The 25,096-nt window shown below is 29.0% G+C and carries 17 protein-coding genes; all 17 read right to left on the minus strand.

Translation table 11 applies throughout. From position 1 onward, the window contains the following. Positions 1 to 20: 20 nt before the first annotated feature. Positions 21 to 980 (minus strand): 6-phosphofructokinase, encoded by a 960-nt coding sequence (gene pfkA, locus J2Z25_RS14010; protein WP_008676294.1) that lies wholly within the window; start codon positions 978 to 980, stop codon positions 21 to 23. A gap of 376 nt (positions 981 to 1,356) precedes the next feature. Next, on the minus strand, positions 1,357 to 4,914 hold the full coding sequence (locus J2Z25_RS14015) for a DNA polymerase III subunit alpha (RefSeq protein ID WP_209741046.1): 3,558 nt from the start codon (positions 4,912 to 4,914) through the stop codon (positions 1,357 to 1,359). 16 nt (positions 4,915 to 4,930) lie between these two features. Next, a complete protein-coding gene (whiA, locus tag J2Z25_RS14020) occupies positions 4,931 to 5,881 on the minus strand; it encodes a DNA-binding protein WhiA (RefSeq protein ID WP_209741047.1) in 951 nt (316 codons plus the stop codon). A gap of 95 nt (positions 5,882 to 5,976) precedes the next feature. Continuing rightward, the gene (locus J2Z25_RS14025) at positions 5,977 to 7,224 is read right to left on the minus strand and encodes a sensor histidine kinase (protein WP_097033492.1); all 1,248 of its coding nucleotides are present in this window, start codon (positions 7,222 to 7,224) and stop codon (positions 5,977 to 5,979) included. A 185-nt stretch (positions 7,225 to 7,409) separates the two neighbouring features. Next, positions 7,410 to 8,765: a gluconeogenesis factor YvcK family protein gene (locus tag J2Z25_RS14030; protein ID WP_209741048.1), complete on the minus strand. Its 1,356-nt coding sequence runs from the start codon at positions 8,763 to 8,765 to the stop codon at positions 7,410 to 7,412. Further along, positions 8,762 to 9,646, minus strand: coding sequence for an RNase adapter RapZ (gene rapZ, locus J2Z25_RS14035; RefSeq protein WP_008676286.1), 885 nt, complete (start codon positions 9,644 to 9,646; stop codon positions 8,762 to 8,764). The genes J2Z25_RS14030 and rapZ overlap by 4 nt, the downstream gene beginning before the upstream one ends. 199 nt (positions 9,647 to 9,845) lie before the next feature. After that, on the minus strand, positions 9,846 to 10,961 hold the full coding sequence (gene hisC / locus J2Z25_RS14040; RefSeq protein ID WP_342451350.1) for a histidinol-phosphate transaminase: 1,116 nt from the start codon (positions 10,959 to 10,961) through the stop codon (positions 9,846 to 9,848). Positions 10,962 to 11,057: 96 nt separating this feature from the next. Then, positions 11,058 to 11,846, minus strand: a complete 789-nt coding sequence (locus J2Z25_RS14045; RefSeq protein ID WP_195624178.1) for a TIGR00266 family protein — start codon at positions 11,844 to 11,846, stop codon at positions 11,058 to 11,060. An 83-nt stretch (positions 11,847 to 11,929) separates the two neighbouring features. Next, positions 11,930 to 12,412: an LURP-one-related/scramblase family protein gene (locus J2Z25_RS14050; RefSeq protein WP_008676283.1), complete on the minus strand. Its 483-nt coding sequence runs from the start codon at positions 12,410 to 12,412 to the stop codon at positions 11,930 to 11,932. 187 nt (positions 12,413 to 12,599) lie between these two features. Then, the gene (gene murB / locus J2Z25_RS14055) at positions 12,600 to 13,520 is read right to left on the minus strand and encodes a UDP-N-acetylmuramate dehydrogenase (RefSeq protein ID WP_209741049.1); all 921 of its coding nucleotides are present in this window, start codon (positions 13,518 to 13,520) and stop codon (positions 12,600 to 12,602) included. A 118-nt stretch (positions 13,521 to 13,638) separates the two neighbouring features. Continuing rightward, complete coding sequence (gene uvrC, locus J2Z25_RS14060) at positions 13,639 to 15,510, minus strand: excinuclease ABC subunit UvrC (protein WP_209741050.1); 1,872 nt, start codon at positions 15,508 to 15,510, stop codon at positions 13,639 to 13,641. 215 nt (positions 15,511 to 15,725) lie between these two features. Beyond that, positions 15,726 to 16,271: a dTDP-4-dehydrorhamnose 3,5-epimerase family protein gene (locus tag J2Z25_RS14065; protein WP_008676276.1), complete on the minus strand. Its 546-nt coding sequence runs from the start codon at positions 16,269 to 16,271 to the stop codon at positions 15,726 to 15,728. Positions 16,272 to 16,445: 174 nt separating this feature from the next. Continuing rightward, positions 16,446 to 17,912 (minus strand): peptidoglycan D,D-transpeptidase FtsI family protein, encoded by a 1,467-nt coding sequence (locus J2Z25_RS14070; protein WP_008676274.1) that lies wholly within the window; start codon positions 17,910 to 17,912, stop codon positions 16,446 to 16,448. A gap of 159 nt (positions 17,913 to 18,071) precedes the next feature. Next, positions 18,072 to 20,069: a methyl-accepting chemotaxis protein gene (locus J2Z25_RS14075; RefSeq protein ID WP_209741051.1), complete on the minus strand. Its 1,998-nt coding sequence runs from the start codon at positions 20,067 to 20,069 to the stop codon at positions 18,072 to 18,074. A gap of 146 nt (positions 20,070 to 20,215) precedes the next feature. Beyond that, complete coding sequence (locus J2Z25_RS14080) at positions 20,216 to 21,451, minus strand: FtsW/RodA/SpoVE family cell cycle protein (protein ID WP_008676270.1); 1,236 nt, start codon at positions 21,449 to 21,451, stop codon at positions 20,216 to 20,218. A 10-nt stretch (positions 21,452 to 21,461) separates the two neighbouring features. Next, positions 21,462 to 21,914, minus strand: coding sequence for an FHA domain-containing protein (locus J2Z25_RS14085; RefSeq protein WP_008676267.1), 453 nt, complete (start codon positions 21,912 to 21,914; stop codon positions 21,462 to 21,464). Positions 21,915 to 21,990: 76 nt separating this feature from the next. Beyond that, complete coding sequence (uvrA, locus tag J2Z25_RS14090) at positions 21,991 to 24,816, minus strand: excinuclease ABC subunit UvrA (protein ID WP_209741052.1); 2,826 nt, start codon at positions 24,814 to 24,816, stop codon at positions 21,991 to 21,993. Between the last annotated feature and the right edge of the window lie 280 nt (positions 24,817 to 25,096).

Raw genomic sequence — 25,096 nt, forward strand, 5'->3', positions numbered from 1 at the left:
AATAAATCAAAGATTTAATTCTAAGATGAAATTTCATTTGCTATTTCAAATAACTTTTCGTCAAATTTTCTATCTAATGATAAGGCTTCATCTATATCTTGATCGATTATCTCATTATTTTTTATTCCTATAACTCTTGATGTTTTTCCTTCTAATAGAACTTCTACTGCTTTAGAACCCATTCTAGATGCTAAAACTCTATCAGTTGCTGTTGGGCTTCCACCTCTTTGAATATGACCTAAAACTGTTGCTCTTGTTTCAATACCTGTCACACTTTCAACATATTTAGCTAACTCTTGTGCTCCGCCTACTCCTTCTGCTAGTAAAACTAAGTTATGAATTTTACCTTTTTGTTTACCTTCTAATATTACTTTGCAAAGTTCTTCTTTTGAGAATCCTTTTTCTGGAGTTATTATATATTCTGCTCCACCTGCTATACCAGCATATAAAGCTAAATCACCACAATCTCTTCCCATTACTTCTACTATTGAAACTCTTTCATGAGAAGTTGATGTATCTCTAATTTTATCTATTGCATCAATTACTGTATTTAATGCAGTATCAAATCCTATTGTAAAATCAGTATAAGTTAAATCATTATCTATTGTTCCTGGTAATCCTACAGTTTTTACACCTAACTTTGATAAAAGTTTAGCTCCTGTAAATGATCCATCACCACCAATTACTACTAATGCATCTACTCCATATGCTTTCAATATCTTAGTAGCTTTAACTCTTACTTCTTCTTTTTTAAATTCAACGCATCTAGCAGTTCTTAGGATAGTTCCTCCTCTATGGATAATATCTGATACTGATGATCTATCCATAGTAAATAATTCTCCATTAATTAAACCACTATATCCTCTTTGAACGCCCATTACTTCTATGCCATGATGTAAAGCAGTTCTTACAACGGCTCTTATTGCTGCATTCATTCCTGGAGCATCTCCACCACTAGTTAAAATAGCTATTTTTTTCATGCTGTTTCCTCCTTAACACCACCGGGACAAAGGTTGTCCCACTTTCTGTGGAATTATCCATTTTTTTATTTACTATAATAATTTTATTTATTGCACTATATTAATTTAAGTTTTTTACTAATTTTTATCACCTTATTTATTTTACTTGCTACTTAAAGTTTATGCAACTAAAATAAATACAATATTATGATTTTTATCGACTTTTTTATACTTTCTTACTTATATTATAACCTAATTAATTATTATTTATAGCTTAAATAATAATTTTTTCTTAATTAATATTGTAAATTTTTTTTAACTTTTCATAATAATATTATTTTATATTTAATTAAAAAATACAATTAAGTAAAAAGGAAAGATTTTAATCCTTCCTTTATTATTCTATAATTTTAACATTTTCTTCTCCAGCTATTTCTTTAAAATAACTAACAGCTTCAGATTCCAAATCTATCCATATATCTTTTGGCATTCTATAATTTTTTCTATCATTAGCAGTAAAGATATAAACAGTAGTATCTCCTTTATATTCTGAAGGCATTACTCTTAATTCCTTCATTAAGTTTCTTCCCTCGTCTAAATTATTTGCTCTAATATATACCTTAGAAGTATTTATTTTTTCTAAAGGTTCAACTGTTTCACATATAAGTTTTGGTAATTCATCTTCCTTTATACTTACTCTACCTTTAATAACCACTAAACTATCTTCCTTAATCGATTCTCTAACCTTATCTAATGTCTTAGGAAATACTATTACCTCTATAATACCTGTTAAATCTTCAAGCTTTAAAAATGCCATCATTGTATTACTTCTTGTTATTTTTTGATTTGACTCAGCAATTATACCTCCAAGTATAACTCTTTCTTCATCATGTATTATGTCCTCAGGCAAGTCAGTTTGATTGAAGGTATCACTTATTATCTCATATGATTTATATACCTTATCTATATTGGTAGTAGTTTGAACTTTTAAGCTATCAGCATATTCATCTAAAGGATGCCCTGATAAATATAATCCTGTCATTTCCTTTTCCATTGCTAAAATATTTTTTTTTGCAAACTCTTTTATATTGGGATAATTAATTTCAGGTAGCTCAATTTCTTCTTCCATACCAAATAAACTTATTTGTCCATCTATATTTCTTTTTCTTTCACTGGATACACTATCCATCAGTTTTTCATACACTGCCAAAAGCTTTGATCTAAATACATCAAAACAATCAAGTGCTCCAGCCTTTATAAGACTTTCTATTGCTCTTTTATTTACAGATGATAAATCTATTTTGTTTATGAAATCCATCAAGGACTCAAATTCTCCTTTATTATTTCTAGACACTACAATAGTTTCTACAACATTATATCCTACATTTTTTATTGCAGCTAAACCAAATATAATCTTATCGCCTTTAACTGTAAACTTGGAATAACTCTCATTTATATCTGGCGGTAATACTTGTATACCAAGACTTTCTGCAAAATTTATGTAATGAGCTACTTTTTCACTTGTTCCCATAACTGAATTAAGCATTGCTGCTATAGTTTCAACAGGATAGTATTTCATCAAATATGCAGTTTGATATCCTATAACTGCATATGCAGCTGCATGGGATTTATTAAATGCATAGGAAGCAAAATCCATCATTTGATCAAAAATTTTGTTTGCGGCTTCTTCTGATATACCGTTTCTTTTACATCCTGGAACTTCTATATTTCCATTATCATCTACAACTCCATATATAAAGTTTTTTCTTTCTTCCTCCATGACCTTATGCTTCTTTTTAGACATGGCTCTTCTTACAAGGTCACTTCTGCCCATAGAATATCCAGCTAACTTTCTAACTATCTCCATTACTTGCTCTTGATAAACCATTACTCCATAAGTAACATTTAAAATATCTTCAAGCTCTGGAACTTCATATTCAACTTTATCTGGATTCTGCTTACATTCAACATATCTTGGAATTTCACCCATAGGACCTGGTCTATATAATGATATTCCTGCAATTATATCTTCTAAGCAATCTGGCTTTAATTCCTTCATAAACGAAGTCATTCCTGGAGATTCTAATTGGAATACACCTGCTGTTTTTCCTTCTCCAATCATATTATATACATCTTTATCTTCAAAATTAATCTTATCTAGATTTATATCAATTCCTTGGTTTTCTTTTATCATTTTAACAGCATCATTCATAACTGTTAATGTCCTTAATCCAAGGAAATCCATTTTAAGTAGTCCAAGCTCTTCTAATGTAGTCATATCAAATTGAGCTACTATAGAATCTTCATTTCTTTGAAGTGGTACATATTCAACTAATGGCTTAGATGCTATAACTACTCCTGCAGCATGAGTTGATGAATGCCTAGGCAATCCTTCTAAGTCCTTACTTACATCTATTAAAGCTTTTACTCTTTCTTCATTATTATATGCTGCTTTAAGTTCTGGATTTATTTCTAAAGCCTTATCAATAGTAATACCTAGCATAGTTGGTATCATTTTAGCTATTCTATCTACCTCTGCATAAGAATAATTCATAGCTCTTCCTACATCTCTTATACATGCTCTAGGTGCCATTGTTCCAAAGGTTATTATTTGTGAAACATTATTTATTCCATACTTCTCAACAACATAATCAATAACTTCCTGTCTTCTTTCATAGCAAAAATCCGAATCTATATCGGGCATGCTTACTCTTTCTGGATTTAAAAATCTTTCAAAAAGCAAACTATATTTTATTGGATCTATCTTTGTTATACCTAAAGTATAAGCAACTATTGAACCTGCTGCCGATCCACGCCCTGGTCCAGTTGGAATTCCATTTTCATTAGAAAATCTAATAAAATCCCAAGTTATTAAAAAGTAATCTACATATCCCATTTGTTTGATTACTGATAATTCATATTCTAATCTTTCAATATATCCACAGGCTTCTTCATTTGTTTTATAATAATCCACAAGTTCTTCCACATTTAGTGGTCTATTTAAGAACTCCTTAAATACCTCATATCTTTCTATCAATCCAGAATAACATACATTTTTTAAGTACTCATACGGTTCTATACCTTCTGGAACTGGAAATTTAGGAAGTTTTGATACATGGAACTCATAATCAAAGTTACATTCTTCCGCAATTTTTATTGTATTTTCTAAAGCCTCTGGAATATGTGAAAACATATCCCACATTTGCTCTGGGGATTTTAAGTAAAATTGATCTGAAGGATACCTCCTTCTATTCGGATCATCAATCGTCTTTCCTGTTTGAATACACATAAGTACATCATGTGACTCTGAATCTCTTTGATTTATGTAATGTACATCATTTGTTGCTATTAGAGGAATTCCTGTTTCTTTTGATAACTTAATATTTCCTTCTATAACTTTTCTTTGTTCATCCATACCATGATTTTGTATCTCTAGGTAAAATCCATCTTTAAAAATATCTTTATACAAAAGAGCCACTTCTTTAGCTTTTTCATAATTATCCTTAAGATGCCATGACTGAACCTCTCCCCCTAAGCAAGCACTTAAAGCAATAAGTCCATCACTGTGGCTTCTTAAAAAATCATGATCAACTCTTGGCTTATAATAAAATCCTCTTATAGATGCTTGAGATACAATTTCCATAAGATTTTTATATCCCTCTTCATTTTTAACTAATAATACTAAGTGATGGGTGCTATTTTCCTTATCATTTATTTTAATATCCATAGACTTTGCAGCTACATATATTTCACATCCAAGTATAGGTTTTATTCCTTGTTCTATAGCTTCTTTATAGAAAGATACGCAACCATACATAACACCATGATCAGTAATTGCTATACTGTCCATCCCTAATTCCTTAGCTCTACTTATTATTTTTTTAATTTTTCCTGAACCATCAAGCAAACTATATTCAGTATGGAGATGTAGATGGGTAAATTTTTTACTCAACAAAAACACCGCCTTTCTTTTAATATGTTCCCGACCTAACTTCTTCAGCTATCTTTTCTATTTTTCTCAGTCTATGATTAACTCCTGATTTTCCTACAGGAGGATCCAACATTTCTCCAAGTTCCTTAAGTGACTCATCTGGATAGCTTAATCTAAGTTCTGCTATTTCTCTTAAGTTTTTTGGTAATCTTTGAAGCCCTATTTCTCTTTGAATAAGCTTTATGCTTTCAACTTGTCTTACTGCAGCATTTACTGTTTTACTTAAATTTGCTGTTTCACAGTTTACAAGCCTATTAACGTTATTTCTCATTTCTTTCATTATTCTTATATTTTCTAATTCTAATAATGATGTATGTGCACCTATTATTCCTAAAAGATTTGAAATTTGCTCTCCCTCTTTTAGATAAATAATATGGCTATTTTTTCTTTGTATTACTTTTGAATTTAATCCAAAAGTATTTATTAAAACTGATAAATCCTTAGCATAATCTTCACTATGAGTAACGAATTCTAGGTGATAAGTTTTTTCTGGGTTACTTATACTTCCACCACCTATAAAAGCTCCTCTTACATATGCTCTTTTTAATTCTTCTGTCCTAACCATATTTTCATCTATTCTGTAGTCTAAAGTTAATACTCCTTTTACCTCTGTTAGTATTCCAGTATCTCTTAAAAGATCTCTAACTCCCATAGATTCCTCTATAAGTACCATATATATATTATTTTTCTTTAATGAATTACTTTTCTTAACCATAAGTTTTGAATGTATATTAAAATGTTCTTTTAGTAAACTAAATATATGTCTTGCAGATGCTGGGTTTTCAGTGGTAATCCTAAACGCTAACCCTAAGCCACTAAAGGATATTGTTCCACTTACTTTCATTATTGCTGAAATCTCAGCTAATGCTTCTTCTTTTGTTAATTCAGAATGTCTGCAAATTTCTCCTTTTACCTTTGATGAAAATGACATATGGCCTATTTCTCCTTATTATCTATTGTTATCATGTAATTATATCACAAATCATAATAAAAATTTATATGTAAATTATAGCTTTAATTATTAATTTAGATTAATATTTCTATAACTAAGTTTTCTTCGATTATTCTTCCCTTTATATCACCTTTATATTTTTTAACTATTTTCTTTACATTATATAAGCCGTACCCTCTGCCCTTCCCTTTACTTGAAAATCCCTTTTTAAAAAAGCCATCTATTTCTTCATTTGATATATCTAATCCGCAAATACTATTTATAACTTCTATTTTGTTTTTTTCACTTTTATTAATTCTTATAGTAATCTCTTTTTTTAGCGAATTCTTAGTAGCTTCAATAGCATTATTTAATAAATTACTTAGTATTATTGTTATCTCTGATTCATCTAAGCAACTTTCTTCTATATTACTATCAATAAAATAATTTAACTTTATTCCATGCTGTTCACATTCAACTAGTTTACTATATAAAATAGCTTTAATCATCGTGCTCTCGATGTCTATTACAGAAATTAATATATTTGTGTTATCTAATTCACCTATATACTTTTTCGCTCTGTTCTTTAACTCCGGAATATCTTTTGATACCTGTATCATTGAATATAGTATATTTATATGATTCTTATATTCATGCTCATTTGCTCTTATATTCTCTATTATGTCATCTAATAATGGATTGTAAGCATTTTTTACTTCTATACTTTTATTCTTTAGTACAGTTTTATGTAATGACCTATAAAAATTTACATTTAAAAATATATTTATAAGAATAAGTAAGTTTATTTCTATAACAATTAAATTTGAAAATTCTCCGCTATCATAAATAATTTTATATATCATAAAAAACATAAATATATTTAAAAATATATTTGATATTAAAAGATTATCTTCAATATATTCTTCAAAATCCAAACTTTTCTTTTTTGTATATCTTCTATAAGATATAATAATTAATAATATACTAATAGCAAAAAATAGTAGCTGAACAAAAGCTAATTCCTTTGTTTTTTTAGTAAATAAATACAATACCGTTACTAATGTACTTTGTAATGCAAAAGTTATAACAACGCATATTACCATTTCCGTTAATACTAAATTTTTGTCTTTTTTATCAACTATTGCTATTGCAATAATTTCTGCTAATAACAATATGACATACACTAACAAAACATTTATATTTTTAAAATTATAAAATAATACACTACAAATTGCTATTATAATAGCATACTTTAATAAGTTCTCTTTCTTATTTTTATTAAATAATGCATTATACAATAAAACCACTAACATCATTTCTATAAATATCATCAATACATCCATAAAATACATCCTCTATACCAATAAATTTGCTTGGAGTAAATTGAATTTTAACTTTAACCTCCTCATATGTTTTTCCCAGCTATATACTATATTCTAACAAATTATTATATATTTTTCCATATTATACATTAATATTACAATATATTGCTTTAAAGTAAAAAATAACTAAGAGAGTTTTACTCCTCTTAGTTATTTTCTTTATCAATCTTATTCCTTTTATCTCTCTCTTTAATTCTTTGTGATACATACATATATTCTATTATTTTCTTTCTATCATATAACAATTTCTTCTCCATTATTGTATCTACTAAAACTTCTGCTAAATATTCTGAATCATGCTTAACATAACCTTTTTCTATTTTTGCTAAAGAAGCTTCAACTACCTCTACCCCTAAGCCTTTTATTTCTTTTGTGTCTAACTCTACTAATTGTGAGTTATCTAATGAATATCTCTTCTTTATATCACTAGGAATATCTCCTCTATTAGCAATTACATAATCTACAATTCCTCTTCCGCCATATTTTTTTAATATCTTTATATGATCAGAGGCTTTAAACCCATGTGTTTCTCCTGGTTGGGTCATTATATTCGATATATATATCTTTATTGCATCACTTTTTCTTATGCTTTCCGAAATATCTTTTACTAATAAATTTGGTATTATACTTGTATATAGACTCCCTGGTCCTAATACTATTGCATCAGCTTCCTCTATTGCTTTTATAGCATCTTCCAGAGGCTTTGCATCATTAGGCTCTATCATAAGTTTTTTTATTCTTGAATTTTGCTTTAATACTTCATCTGGGATTTGAGACTCTCCCTCTACTTTATTACCATTTTCAAGTTCTGCAATTAATTTCATATCCTCTAATGTAACTGGCAATACCTTTCCTGTTACAGCTAATACAGAACTCATTTTTTGAACAGCATCTTCAAAATTATCACTTACTCCATCCATAGCTGCTAAAAATAAGTTACCAAAGCTTTGATTTTTTAATCTTCCATCTGGAAATCTATATTGAAGTAACTCCTCCATTAGTGGCTCTGTATCTGCAAGTGCTAATATACAGTTTCTTATATCTCCAGGTGGTAGCATCCCTAAGTCCTCTCTTAGAGCACCTGAGCCCCCTCCATCATCAGCAACTGTTACTATTGCAGTTATATTTGATGTATAGTATTTTAAGCCTCTTAGCATAGTTGACAATCCTGTACCACCACCAACAACTACAATCTTAGGCCCCTTTACTAATAACCTTTTTTCATATATAAGATTTTCCATTTTCCTACTATCTAATGATAACTGAATGTATCCCTTATTTGTAAGTGCTATTATTGACTTCATACTTTCTATAACAGATATATATATAACGAATACTCCTGTTATATTTAAAAATATATAAAATATTTTGTAATAAAAATCATAAACTCTTCGCACTGCTAATTCTGTAAATCCAAATGCTATTAAAAGAATTCCAAATATTCCAAAGAAAAGCCATCTTTTAATTCTAACCCCTGGTTTCAACCAATCTTTTATACTCATAGCTTTTTAGCTCCTTGATGTACATCTTCTCTTATATCTCTGTGTTCAACAGAAGCATTGTAATTTCTTTCTAGCAACTTCTTATATAAAGCATTCGCTATAGCTACAGATCTATGTCTTCCTCCTGTGCAACCAACTGATATTATAAGTTGTCTCTTTCCTTCCTTCTTATAATTAGGTATCAAAAAGTCCAACATATCATCTGCTCTTTTTATAAAACCTTTAGTTTCCTCTTGATCAAGAACATATTTTTTTACTGGCTCATCATTACCTGAATATGGCTTAAGATCTGGAATATAAAATGGATTTGGTATAAATCTAACATCAAATACTAAATCTGAATCAACTGGTATTCCATATTTAAACCCAAAGCTTAAGATAGTCACGGAAAGTTGCTGTTCTGGCTGCTTTACATCTCCATAATTCTTATTCATTTCTTCTCTTAAGTCCCTAATTGCATACTTTGATGTATCTATAATTATATCTGCTCTATCCTTTACTTCCCTTAATCTATTTCTTTCCTCATTAATACCTGTAATAACTCTACTTCCAGGTGCTAATGGATGGCTTCTTCTTGATTCTTTAAATCTTTTTACTAATACTTCATCTGCTGCATCTAAGAATAGTATCTCATATTTAAAATCTTGTCTTTTTAAATAATTTAAACTTTCAAATAAATCATCAAAGAAAATTCCGCCTCTTATATCTATTACTAATGCAACTTTATTTATTTTTCCTTGGCTTTGAACACAGGCTTCCGCAAACTTTGGTATTAACTTTGGAGGAAGATTATCTACACAAAAGTATCCCATATCTTCAAGGCTTCTTGTTGCTTCTGTTTTACCTGCTCCTGATAGTCCTGTAACTATTATAAATCTCATGATGATGCCTCCTTTTTAATTCGAAGATTGTATAGTTAAATTATAACATATCAAGCTTATTTATATAAGTTATAATAAATATTATACTTACAGTTGAATATGCATATATTATATACAGAATAAATATCTATATGGATACTTAAAATAATTTTGTTTTAAAATAAAAATAGAGAAAAGTTATCACTCTTCTCTACCAAAACTATTCTTTATCTCTTTCTTTTATAGCATTATATAACAACTCACAAAACTCTACATTTTGCTCCTTAGTTCCTACACTTACTCTTATCCATTCAGGCATATCTAATAAGTATCCTGGTCTTATTATATATCCATGTCTTAATAGATATTCATGTATTGGCCTATCATCACCATTTACATTAACCATTATAAAATTAGCCTGTGATTCTATACATTCTAGTCCCATTTCGTTAAACTTCTTTGTTAAATAACTTCTTTGTTCTTTATTAAAGATTTTAACAGTATTTATAAATTCTTCATCTTCTATAGCTACAACTGCTGCTTTCTGAGCAAATAAATTTACATCAAATGCATTTATAACTCTATTAATATAATCTACTATCTCTTCATTAGCAATTCCATATCCAAATCTTAATGAAGCTAATCCATAAGCCTTAGATAGAGTCCTTAATACTATCATATTAGGATATGACTTTAATAATTCCAATGAATTAGGATAATCTTCTGAATCAACGTATTCACTGTAAGCTTCATCCATTATTATAATTACATCCTCTGGTATCTTGCATAATACTTTATCTAAATCCTCTTTTGTAAAAATACCTCCGGTAGGATTGTTAGGATTGCATAGCCACAATAACTTTGTTTTATCCGTTATTGCATCTATCATAGCTTCTAAATCTAATCCATTATTTTTTAATGGAACCTTTATTGGCTTTGCTCCCATAAGAATTGTGTTACTCTCGTATCTTGGAAAAGTAATTTCCGCCATTATACTTTCATCATCTTTATCCAGAAATACTTCACATATTACATTTATTAAAGAATCTGATCCCGCCCCACAGAATATCATATCTTTACTTATCCCAAGCTTGCTACTTAAAGTTTGCTTAAAATCATATGAAGATGAATCCGGATACATATTCATCTCATTTACTAATTCAGCCATTAATCTTTTAACTTTATTGGAAGCTCCTAAAGGATTTTCATTAGATGCAAGCTTAACAACTTTATCTATTCCAAATTCCCTTTTCACTTCATCTATTGGCTTTCCTGCTACATACTTACCTAATCTTTTAACTTCATCTCTAATCCTATATTTCATTTTTCTGTCCAATTCCTGGACTATCCCCCTTTGTTATTTATTGCTATAATTTCAATTTATTTAACAACTTAAAATAATTATACATACGTTATAATAAATATTCCAGTATTAATTTTCAAAAAGATTACCTAATGAACCAAGAACACTTCCTTGATCAACCTGTTTCCCCATGTTTTGCGGTGCAGCTGAATATACTCTTGATGCTAATTTACTAAATGGTAAACTTTGAATCCATACATCCCCTGGGCCAGTTAATGTTGCAAAAAATAATCCTTCTCCGCCAAATACAGCATTTTTAAATCCACCTACAAATTGTATATCATAATTTACATTTTGAGTCATAGCAACTAAGCAACCTGTATCTATTTTTATAGTATCTCCTGGCATTAATGTCTTTTTTACAATAGTTCCCCCAGCATGTATAAATGCTAAACCATCACCTTCTAGTTTTTGCAATATAAATCCTTCTCCACCAAAGAATCCTGTTCCTAGCTTCTTTGTAAATGCTATTCCTACACTAATTCCTTTTGCACAACATAGAAATGAATCTTTTTGACAAATTAATCTACCACCAAGTTTTCTTAAATCCATTGCAATTATTTTTCCTGGATAAGGAGCAGCAAATGCTACTTTTTGTTTCAAAACTCCGGAGTTTGTAAATTCCGTCATAAATAAGCTTTCACCTGTTATTACTCTTTTTGCCGCACCTCCAAGTTTTCCTAAAAAGCCGCCCTGAGACTTTTGACTTCCATCACCAAAAATTGTTTCCATAGTAATACTATTATCCATCATCATCATTGCTCCAGCTTCTGCAACCACACTTTCCCTTGGATCTAGTTCTATTTCTACATACTGCATTTCATTGCCTAAAATTTCATAATCTACTTCATGAGCCATTATTATTTCCCCTTTTTTATTAAATTTTATAATATTTTATTAATCATACTATTTTATTATAATCATATTGATACTATTTACGGTTAATTATCATCATGGAATCTTACCATATCTATCATTACTAACAACCCTATAAAAAATATATTATATCTTTCATCTAATACTTCTAAAGAATATCTATCTCTTCCGAATGTTAGCTCCTTATCAATTTTTCCGATATTTACTCCATCTTTTTTTATTATGTAATGCCTTCCTAACATGCTATTTGACTCCATACTAATTACTCCTACAATTCCAGTAATATTATACTCTGGTACCATAAATTCTTTTTTTATAGTTGCTATTTCTCTCATATTTTCATCATAAGCTATATATTTATGTGCTCCCAACCTTATTTGTTGTCTCATATAAAGAACTTTTCTTTTATTAGCATCATATATACTAATATTTTTCCCTATATCAAACTTATCTGCCTCTGCAATAAATGCTATATTGTCACTTTCATCCAAGATTTCAAATTTAGCTCCTATTGAAAATAACCTTTCTTTAATATAAAACCTTCTCATAAATCTTGCACTCCTTAAATTATAATATAATTCTATTTAACTTTAAATATAGTATATTATACCATATTGTTATTGTCAATATTTTATTAATCACTTTTTATATATTTATAAATTAGCATTTATCTATTTATGTTTACTAAAATAAAAAGGTTCAAGAATCCTCTTGAACCTTTTTATTACTCTATATTTATCTTTTATCTTCGCCTATTATTCTAACTTCTGGATGTAATTCTACATCAAATTGCCTTTTTACTTCACTTTGTATATATGCTATTAAATCTAATATATCTTTAGCTGTAGCACCATTTTTATTTATAACAAACCCTGAATGCTTCTCAGAAACAGCTGCTCCACCTATACTATATCCCTTTAGTCCTGCATCCTGTATTAACTTTCCTGCAAAATATCCCTCAGGTCTTTTAAATGTACTTCCGGCTGAAGGATATTCTAACGGTTGCTTTGATTCTCTTTTACAAGTCAAATCATTAACTACCTCTTTAATTTCCTTCTCATCACCATTTTGCAATTTAAATTTTGCTGATAAAACAATATAATTTTTCTTCATTACTATAGAAGATCTATATCCTAATTCAAGCTCATCTTTTGATAAAGATAATATTTTGCCTTCATTGTCAATAACTTCTGCACTATCTATCACATTAGCTATTTCACCATTATAGGCACCTGCATTCATGAATACAGCACCGCCTACAGTTCCAGGAATTCCACAAGCAAATTCAAATCCTGTTAAAGAACTTTTTAAAGCTGCATTAGAAACATCTTTTAACATAGCTCCACACTCAGCTTCAACAATATCTCCGTAAACATTTATGTTCTTTACATCATTTAACTTTATAACAACGCCCTCTATTCCACCGTCTTTTACTAATAAGTTAGATCCATTTCCAACTACGTAGAAAGGTATGTTCTTTTCATTACAAATTTCTATTGTTCTTATAATTTGTTCCTTATTTTCTGGAATCAAAAGGATATCCGCTGGTCCACCTACTCTAAAGTGAACATAATTTTTCATTTCTGCATCAAGAATAATATTTTCGCTTTTGTAAAATTCTTTAAATAAGTTTTCAAATACTTTATATTTATTCATACCTAACTCCTTATAAAATACACGTAGTAATATCTTTTCATAGTATAAATTAAAACTCATGAATAAACAACCCATTAAATGCATATTTATATATAATACTTAAATTGTAACCCTTTTGTTACTGTTTTTCCTTAGTCGTAAAATAATCCACTATACTTTGAGCTGCTTTTTTATCTATACTTGGCGTTTCTAGCAATTCCTCTAAAGTTGCATTCTTAATGTTTTCAACGCTTCCAAACTTCATTAATAGATTTCTCCTTCTTTTTTCTCCTACATTAGGAATATCTTCAAGAATAGAGTGTAATGTTCTTTTATCTCTTAATGTTCTATGATAAGTGATAGCAAACCTATGCACTTCATCTTGTATTCTTCTAATCATTTGCATTAAGTTTGAGCTTCTATTTATTATAAGTTCTTTATTATTATATATAATTCCTCTTGTTTGATGTTTATCGTCTTTTACCAAACCACAAACCGGAATACTTATATTTAACTTTTCTAAAACTTCTAAAGCCACGTTTACTTGCCCCTTTCCCCCATCCATCATTATAAGATCTGGGAAACTAGAAAATTTACCACTTGAGAAATTTAAATTTCTCTCTTGAATCTTCTTTATTTCTTCAAGCCCATGAGAAAATCTTCTTTCTAATATTTCTCTCATACTATCATAGTCATTAGCACCCTTTACTGATTTAATTTTAAATCTTCTATAATCGCTATTCTTAGACTTTCCTTCTTCAAAAACAACCATTGTACCAACTGAATCTACACCTTGTATATTAGAAATGTCATATGCTTCTATTCTAAAAGGAGATTCATCTAAATCCAATAAATATTGCAATTCTTCTAAAGATATTCTATTTACTTCCTTTTCTTTAAGGAACTTATCCTTAAATTGCTCTAAAGTTATTTTTGCATTATTCCTTACCATCTCTAGCATATCTTTCTTTTGGCCTTTTTGAGGTATCTTAATCCAAGCCTTAGCCCCTCTTTTTATTGTTAAGAAATCTTCTATAAGCTCTGAATCTTCTATATCTGGCACATATATAGTTCTAGGTATCTTAGCTGTTCCACCATAAAAAGATGTTATGAAATCTTCTAATACTTCCCCAATTTTATCATCCGCTGTATTTTCAAAGATAAAATGTTCACGCCCAGTAATCTTTCCTTCTCTCGAAAAGAATATTTGTATACAGCTGTCCTTTTCATCTTGATATATGTTTATAAAGTCTTCATCGCCTTCCATAGTTTTAAATATCTTTTGTTTTTCTACTATTGCTTCGATGGCAAGTATTTTATCTCTATACTTAGCAGCTTTTTCAAACTCAAGATTCATTGATGCATCTTCCATATCTTTTTTTAAGGTCTTTATTATTGTTTTATCCTTACCATTAAGTATATCCATGATATCATTAATCATTTCACTATATTGTTCCTTAGTTACATATCCAGCACAAGGCGCAACACATTTTTTTATATGGTAATTTAAGCAAGGTCTAACTTTTTCTCCACCTTCATTTATTAACAATTTACAAGTTCTTATAGGAAAAATCTTATTAATCAAAGTTATTGTCTCATAGACTGCAGTTCCATTTGTATATGGTCCAAAGTATTTTGCTCCATCTTTAGCATACTTTCGCGTTACAAATACCCTTGGATAATCATCATTTGTAGTTATTTTGATGAAGGGATAAAATTTATCATCTTTTAACGCTATATTATATCTCGGACTATGTTTTTTAATTAAATTACATTCTAAAATTAAAGCTTCCATTTCAGAATCAGTCACTATGTATTCAAACTCAGAAATATTTTTAACCATAACTTTAACTTTTTCTGAGTGGTTTTTTGAATGTTGAAAATAACTTCTTACTCTATTTTTTAAAATTTTTGCCTTCCCAACATAAATAATTTCACCAAGAAAGTTTTTCATTATATAGACACCTGGTTTTTCTGGCAAGTTCTTAAGATGATAATCAAAATCAAACATCAAAATCCTCCCTTCAATTGTATTTCTTGTAATATAAATTTTATCACTATATAAGAAAGTAAACAAAGGGAATTTCTTTACAATTAATACTTAATAGTTGATAATGAACAATTAAGTATTAAACTTCTAGAGATGTTTAAAAAGTTAGATTTCATAATTTAACCTCTCTAAATTATTCTCTTAATTATTCATTATCTATTCTTAACTGCTCATTATTAAAAAGGTGAATTAAATCCCTCAAATTTAGGCCAAACTTTATCTTCACTTTCAACCTCAACTTCATTGCTAAAATCCCAAGGAATATTCAAAGAATCCCAATGTATTCCCCCACGTAACTCTCTAATGAATGGTTTTGTTACTTTATAATAAATTAAGGCATCTTTTTTACCTTTTATATAATATCCATGTGCACACCCCCTTGGAACATATATCAGGTTCTTATTGCTTTCATTTAATTCAACCATAGTATATTTTCCATAAGTTTTAGATTCCTTTCTTAAATCAACTACTACATCTTGTATTTCTCCTATTATGCATGTTATAAGTTTATCATGTTCCTCTGGAGGTAACTGAAAATGCATTCCTCTTACAACTCCTGGCTTTGCTATTGCATAATATTCTTCCTTAAATTCCGTGCTTAATCCATATATATTAAATTGAGTATCATTAAAAATTTTAATTAAATCACAAGTGCTTTCCATTGAAACAGTTGGTGTTATTAAATAACATCCTTCAACATCTAATTGTTTTACTCTAAACATAGTCTAATATCTCCTTTTAACCTCTGAAGTTATTTAGCTTTCTACAAGAAAGCCTAAGAATTAAGTCTCTATTTTAATATATGAGGTAAAAGATAAATAGTGAAAAACTAATAGTAAAAACTAAAACTTTGTAGAAAAATAGGTCGAGAAATAAATTCTCGACCTTTTACTCTATTATTCTCCAAGTACAGCCGCCCTTACAACTTTTGAAGCTATATCAGCTGCTGAACCTGCACCATTTTCACCTTGCTCTACTATTACTGCAACTGCAATTTTAGGATCATCTAAAGGAGCTGCTGATATGAACCATCCATGTGGCACTCCCTCTGAGCCATCATCTAGCATATAATCTGCTGTACCTGTTTTACCTCCAGCGTTAGTTCCTTCAAAAGCTGGCCATCTGTATATATTATTAGAAACTAAATAGCCCATGTAATCTTTTATTGTGTTTGCTATTTCCTTCGAAATAACATTACTTTGTAAAGTTTTATTTTGTATTTCCTTAATTGTATTTCCGTCTTTATCTACTATCTTGTTTACTAGCTTAGGCTCCATAAGCACTCCATCATTAGCTACAGTTGCAGCTACTATTGCCATTTGCATTGGACTTGATAATACACTTGCCTGACCTATACCACTTTGTGCTATGTTTCCTAATTCATAATCTTTTAAAGAAGGAAATCTACTTTCAGATATGGACATTCCTATACCTGGAACCCTAGAGTTAAATCCAAATCTTTCTGATACTTCCTTCAACTTTTCATTTCCCATTTCCATTGATAATGTTCCAAAAACTACATTACTTGAAACTCTATATGCCATCTGAAGATCCAAATTTCCATGAGCTTGCTTCATATAATTATTAAGCTCTGTCCCATCATCAAAAGTTATTTTCCCAGTATCATTAAATGTTCTTCCTGTTATACTTGGATCATTTTCTAAAGCTGCTGCTAATGTTATTGTTTTAAATACAGACCCCGGAGGATATAGCCCATTTATTGTTCTGTTTAACAGTTTGCTTTCAGTATCCACACCAGTATTTGCATCTTCTATAGTTTGCTCCAAATTAGTTGGATCATATGTAGGTTTTGAAACCATAGCTAATACTTCACCAGTTTTTGGATTTAATGCAACTACAGCTCCTTTTAAATCTCCCATTGCATCATAAGCTACTTTTTGAAGATTATAATCTAACGTAGTTACTATTCCATTTCCTATTTTTTCTTCATCTCTATTTTCAAATGCTTTCTTTAAATCAAAGTTTTTTAATAAACTTCTAATCCCATTAGAAAAACTACTGTACTTTGATAACTCGTTATCATATTCTTCCTCTAGGCCAGTAATTCCAAACCTCTCATCTATATATCCTAATGCATGAACATATAAATCTCCATATACATATTCTCTACTTTGATTGAACTTATCTACTCTAATACTATTGGTTAGTGGATTTCCATCTTTATCATATATAGTTCCTCTTAAAATTTCATTTCTTCTCGCCCAAAGTCTTTTATTTCCTGAATCATTTGCTATATCAGGGCCCTTAAACACTTGAAAATAGGCTATATATGATATTAATGCTATAAAGCAAAAAAGAAATATCACCATAACGTTTCTTATACTTTTTGCTAAATCGTTCATAAAGTCCTCCTTATTTTGTAAAATCTATTAATATCATTATAACTATAAAGCTATATATTTAAACTGTAAAATTAAAAATACACATCATATTAAGTAATAGGTAAAGGAGTATTGTACTTTTTGCAATACTCCTTTTATATTATACATCAAAATCTTTAATTATACCTTAAATTCACCAATACTCTCTTCCATCTTTTTTGCTAATTCTCTTAAATTTGCAGCCATATTCATTATTTCTTCTGTAGAACTAAATTGCTCTTCTGTTATAGCTGTAATTTCTTCAGTTGCTGCAGCAATTTCTTCCATCGAAGCTGCACTACTTTCAACTATATATAATATCTCTTCTTTCTTAGATGTTACAACATTATTAGAGTTTATTATAGATTCTATAGCACTCCTCATAACCATGATCTCATCACTTATAACTTTTAATGACTCAGCAGTATTTTTCACACTATTGCTTTCTTTTATAGAAACATTTCTTGTTTGCTCCAATATATCAACTGTTCTATTGATCTTTTTATGAATATCTGATGTTGTAATTTTTATTATCTCAGTAGCCTCTTTAGAATTTTCTGCAAGCTTGTTAATTTCCTTTGCAACCACAGCAAAACCTTTTCCAAACTCCCCTGCATGTACAGCTTCTATAGATGCATTGATAGATATTAAATTTATACTATTTGCTATATCATCTATTATATTTACAAAATCATTTATTTTATTTGTACTTGCTGAGATATCTAATATATCATTAGATAAATCTTTTATAGATTTTTGAAGATCTGAATTATCTACTAATAGTTCTTGCATTCCTTCATTATTACTTTTCGCATTCGTACTTAATACCGAATATAAATTATTTAGCACATTAATGGTTTTAGAAACTTCCTTTATAGAATCCCCCAAAACATTAACATTATTAGATATATTGACCATGCTATCAGCCTGCTGTTGTGTTACTACTGAGATATTTTCAATAGAAGTAGCCACTTGCTTAGAAGCTTCATACATCTCATTAGATGACTCATCTATCTTTGTAGTATTCTCATTTAAAACTTCTGATAAAGAAAGATTATCCTTCATTACTGTTGTAAGAATACCAAAAGAATTATTTAACTCCCTTATAACATCACCAATTTCGTCATCCAAATCTATTTTTGATCTTTTAGTAAAGTCTTTTTCTCCCATGGATTTACTCATATTATTTATATCAATTATAGCATTTAAATACTTTTTTATTATGATAGAAGCAACTAATATTATTACTACAGAGAATATTATAGTAATTATTAATGTATATACTATACTTGTAATAATACTTTTATTTAAACTACTTTTATCATAAATACTTGTAATCTTAAAATCATTTGTAAATTTATGATAAGTAAATATTTTACTATTATTACCTATTTTCACCTCATTTTCCTCTTTATTCTGTTCAATTATTTTACTTAATTCATCATTAAGCTTTGTATTTATCTTTTCTTTATTATTACTTGCCATTATTGTTCCAAAACTATCTGTTAAATTAACTTCTATTCCATCCATATTTATTGCATCAATTTGCTCTTGGAACATAGATGTTGAAACCTGAAGAAAATAATCTTTATTATCTATGTTAACTTTTATAACAATAAATCCCTTATCCCCTGATATTATAGCATTTGACCAAGATACTCCCATTGATCCCCCTTGAACAAAAGTTAGTCCATCTACATATGATCTACTTAGTCCCCCTGAATATGCTATAAATTCATTCTTCTCGTTCTTAACAGCTATCGAAGTTACATCTAAATTATTTTTCATAAATGAATCTATAAAACTATTAGCTCTATCCTTATCTTTTATTCCCTTTTCTACTGAATATATTAAATCTTCTAAATCAACAATCATATTACTGATTAAGCTTTTCCCAAACCCCTTTGTTTGCTCTAAAACTTCATTTACCCTAACTTTCTCATTCCTATACGATATTAAAGATGAATATGCAGCTAACGATAAACTTGATATTAAAGTAATTGTAATAAGAAATATTAATATTTTTTGAGTTATAGTTAATCTTCTTTTATTACTAGACTTCAACTTTCTACTGTCTCTGAATTCGATATCTTTATTAACTTTCTCTTCAAAATTTATCCTTTTGCTTTTTTTAGACAAAATGCTACCTCCCCCGAAGCTATAAATATTTCTCTCTAAAAATTAAATTAACCAAACTATATAAAAATAAAAAAAGTAATGATTCTCACCATTACCTTTTCTTATATTATACTACATTTTATTCCAATTTTATATATTTTTTTATTTTAATACTCTTCTGATATCTTTTGCAATATACCAAGAGCAAAAAACATTGTTAACATAGAACTACCGCCATAACTTATCAGTGGCAAAGTTATACCTGTAAGTGGTATAACAGTAAATATTCCACCTATAATAACTAAAGTCTGACAAGCTATCATTGTACTAAACCCAACAGCAGCTAATTGACTAAACTTATCATTTGTTAAAAATGCTATTCTTATTCCTCTGTAAAACAATAAGAAGTATATTATAATTAATCCTACTGCAAATATAATACCAAATTCTTCGCAAATAACAGCAAAAATAAAATCACTTTCACTTGCAAAAATTAAATCAGGATATCCATTACCTAAACCTACACCAAATAATCCACCTGATGATATAGCATATAAGCCCTGAACTATTTGGTACCCTTCATTACTAGCATATTTCCATGGATCAAGCCAAATTTTCACTCTTCTTTGTACGTGTCCAAAAACGCCATAAGCCCCTACTGCTCCTATTGCCGAAAGCCCTAAACATGTAAATACATATTTTTTCTTTGAAGTCGCAATATATAGCATAGTTACAGATATTCCAAAAAATATTAAAGTTGATCCTAAATCTGTTTGCAGAACCATACATACTAATGAGAACATAACAATAACAGCTGGCTCTATTAATTGCTTAAAGTCCTCTTTAATTACATTTTTACTTTCATATGTCATAAGGGAAGAAGCTAAGTATAAAACTAATGCTATCTTTCCGAATTCTGATGGCTGGAACCCAAAAGGTCCTATATAAACCCAGTTCATCGCCCCATTTGTTTCCACATTAAATATAAGACCATATATTAATGCCATAGGCATAAATATTAAAGTAATAATCATATATATTTTTTTATACTTAGCAAAGCCTTTTAGATCTGGCAATGCTACAACTATAGCTATATATGCTATTATTCCAAGTACAGCCCATATTAATTGCTTTATAGCAAAATTAGGATCTAATCTATATAATACCGCAATTCCAACTACAGCTAGTATACTTGAAAATATAAGCATAAACTTATCCCCATCAGGATAAAAACGTCTTATTAGATAGTGGGAAAATCCTATGATTATACATAGAATTATACCTATTATTAACGCTTTAGTATCAAAAGGTTTTTTTAGTAGTGCTAAATTAGTAAACAGAAGTAAACATAGTAGATAAATTAATTTCAGAACTCTTTTTTCTAACTTTAATGTACTATTCATAAACTCACCCCTAGTTCTTATCTGCTCTTATAACCTTAAATATAGCACTGCCTATTCTTATAAGATCATTAGCTCTTATCTTTGAATATCCGTTGACTCTTTCATCATTTATAAAAACACCATTAGTACTATTTAAATCTTCTATTACTATCTCATTATTTTTAACTATAATTTTCGCATGATTTCCTGAAGCATATTGATCATCTAATTTTATTGTATTTCCTTCTTTTCTGCCTATAGTTATAGTTCCTCTTAACAATAAAATAGATCCCTCTTCTAAGTTTGAGTTCTCACCTGTACTTAGCACTTCTATTCCATAATTCTTTTTAGCAGAAGATTGTTTTCTTCTTCCACTTCCCTTTACATCCTTGTACATTATTTTTAGTGCATAATATATTATAAAATAAAGTATTATCATAAATGCCACACCGAAAACTAATGTCATTAGCTTTGAAAAACCCATCTCTTCACCTCAAAATTAGTATTTTATTACCATTATATATTAAAACTTCTAGTTAAAAATAACAAGTATACTTAACTTATCTTAACATGTTTTTAAGATATTTCCCAGTATATGAATTATTTACTTCACTTATTTGTTCTGGAGTTCCTGTTGCAACTATACTTCCACCTTTATCTCCGCCTTCTGGACCTAAATCTATTATATGATCTGCGCACTTTATTAAATCCAAATTATGTTCTATAACTACTACTGTATTTCCTGCTTCAACAAGCCTTTGAAGTATTTCAACAAGTTTACTTACATCATCTATATGAAGTCCTGTTGTTGGTTCATCTAAAATATATAATGTTTTACCTGTACTTCTCTTTGAAAGTTCAAATGCTAACTTTATTCTTTGAGCTTCTCCTCCTGATAATTGAGTTGAAGGCTGCCCTAGTCTTATATATCCAAGTCCAACATCATTTAATGTTTCTAACTTATTCTTTATTCTTGGAAGATTTTCAAAGAACTTTAAAGCTTCCTCAACAGTCATATTAAGTACATCATCTATTGATTTTCCCTTATACTTAACCTCTAAAGTTTCTCTATTATATCTTTTACCCTTACATACTTCACAAGGAACATATACATCAGATAAAAATTGCATTTCTATTCTTATTATTCCATCTCCTGCACACGCTTCACATCTACCACCTTTTACATTAAAGCTAAATCTTCCTGGTTTATATCCTCTCATTTTAGCTTCTGGAGTAGTAGAAAATAGTTCTCTTATTATATCGAAAACACCTGTATAAGTAGCAGGATTTGATCTTGGAGTTCTTCCTATTGGGCTTTGATCTATATCTATTATTTTATCAATATTTTCATATCCAATTATTTCTCTATGATTTCCTACAGGAGTTTTACTTCTATTAACTAACCTATTTAATCCCTTATATAATATTTCATTAACTAATGTACTTTTTCCAGAACCTGATACTCCAGTTACCATAGTTAATGTTCCTAAAGGAATTTTTACATTTACATTTTTTAAATTATTTTCTTTAGCCCCCTTAATAGTTATGAAATTTCCATTTCCTACTCTTCTCTCTCTTGGAATTTCAATTTTCTTTTCCCCTATTAAGTATTGACCTGTTAGTGAATTTTTACACTTTTTTATATCTTCAACAGTACCCGCTGCAATTATTTCTCCTCCATGTTCTCCTGCCCTTGGTCCTATGTCTACTACAAAATCTGCTTCTCTTATAGTATCTTCATCATGTTCAACTACTATTACAGTATTACCTATATCTCTTAAGTTCTTCAGTGTACTTATCAATCTATCATTATCTCTTTGATGTAGTCCTATACTTGGTTCATCTAAAATATACAGTACTCCCATAAGAGCCGAACCTATTTGTGTTGCAAGTCTTATTCTTTGAGCTTCTCCACCAGATAATGTGCCAGAATTTCTTGCTAAGTCTAAATAATCTAACCCTACATCAATTAAAAATTTAAGTCTGTTTTTAATTTCTTTAATTATTTGATCACTTATTATTTGATCTTTTTCAGATAAAATCAAAGAATTAATATATTCAAACTCTTCTTTTATCGATAATGTTGTGAATTCATAAATATTTTTATCACCAACTCTAACTGCTAGTGCTTCATTTTTTAACCTTGCCCCTTTGCACTTAGGGCATTTATTATTACTCATATATTGTTCAATTTCAGTCTTTATAATATCAGAGTTAGTATCTCTATATCTCCTTTTTAAAGAATTTATTTCACCATCATATGCATATGAATATTGTGACTTAACACCATCCTTAGTATAAATGACTTTCATTTTCTTCCCATTAGTTCCGTATAGTAATAAATCCAATTCTTTTCTACTAAGTTCCTTTACCGGTCTACTTAAGTCTAAATCATACTCTTCACTTAATGCTTTTAATATTGCATAAGTCCAAGAATCTTCTTTCAATCTACCTTCTCCCCATGTAGCAATAGCACCTTCTAATATACTTAAGTCCTTATTAGGAATTATTAAATCTTCATCTAATTCTATTAAAGTTCCTAATCCATCACAGTAATCACATTTTCCAAAAGGTGAGTTGAATGAAAACAATCTAGGTGCTAATTCATCTATACTCATTCCGCATTCTGGACATGCAAAATTTTCGCTAAATAATATATCCTCTCCATCTATTACATTTATAATTACTAAACCATCTGCTAATTTTAATGCTGTCTCGATGGAATCTGTTAATCTTCCTTCTATACCATCTTTAATAATAACTCTATCAACAACTGCTTCTATATTATGTTTTTTATTCTTATCTAATGTAACTTCTTCTTCGGCTAATTCATATATAGACCCATCAATTCTTGCTCTAACAAATCCACTTCTCTTAATGTTATCTAGCACCTTTTCATGAAGTCCCTTTTTTCCTCTTATCATAGGAGCTAAAACTTGAACTTTAGTTTTATCCCCAATAGACATTACACTATCCACAATTTGATCAACAGATTGCTGTTCTATTGGAATTTTACATTTTGGACAATATGGTTTTCCTATTCTTGAATATAATAATCTTAAATAATCATATATTTCAGTTATAGTTCCAACCGTTGATCGTGGATTTTTGCTTGTAGTTTTTTGATCTATAGATATCGCAGGAGATAAACCTTCTATATACTCTACATCAGGCTTATCCATCTGTCCTAAAAACTGTCTTGCATATGATGATAATGATTCTACATATCTTCTTTGTCCCTCTGCATATAAAGTATCAAATGCTAAAGAAGACTTTCCTGATCCAGATAAACCAGTAAATACAACTAATTTATCTCTTGGAATTTCCAATGATACATTTTTTAAATTATGTACTTTTGCACCTCTTATAATAATTTTATCTTTCATACTAATTTGCCCCTTCTTATTTTATAACATTAGTGTTTCATTTCTTTTCTAAAATTAATCTCGAACAAATGTTCTTTATTATATTCTAAATTTTATTATAATTATTGTCAATTATATAATAAATATTTATAAATACTTTGACTAACTTTACTTATTACTGTAAATACCCTACTTTTATATCCTTACCAATTTAATTTTAAGTTTCTCTTAGCAAAACATCGTTAACTTTTTCATTCTTTCATTAAAATTTAATATTAAAATTTAAAATATAAAATCAAAA

The organism is Clostridium tertium, assembly GCF_017873245.1.
Taxonomy (GTDB): domain Bacteria; phylum Bacillota; class Clostridia; order Clostridiales; family Clostridiaceae; genus Clostridium; species Clostridium tertium.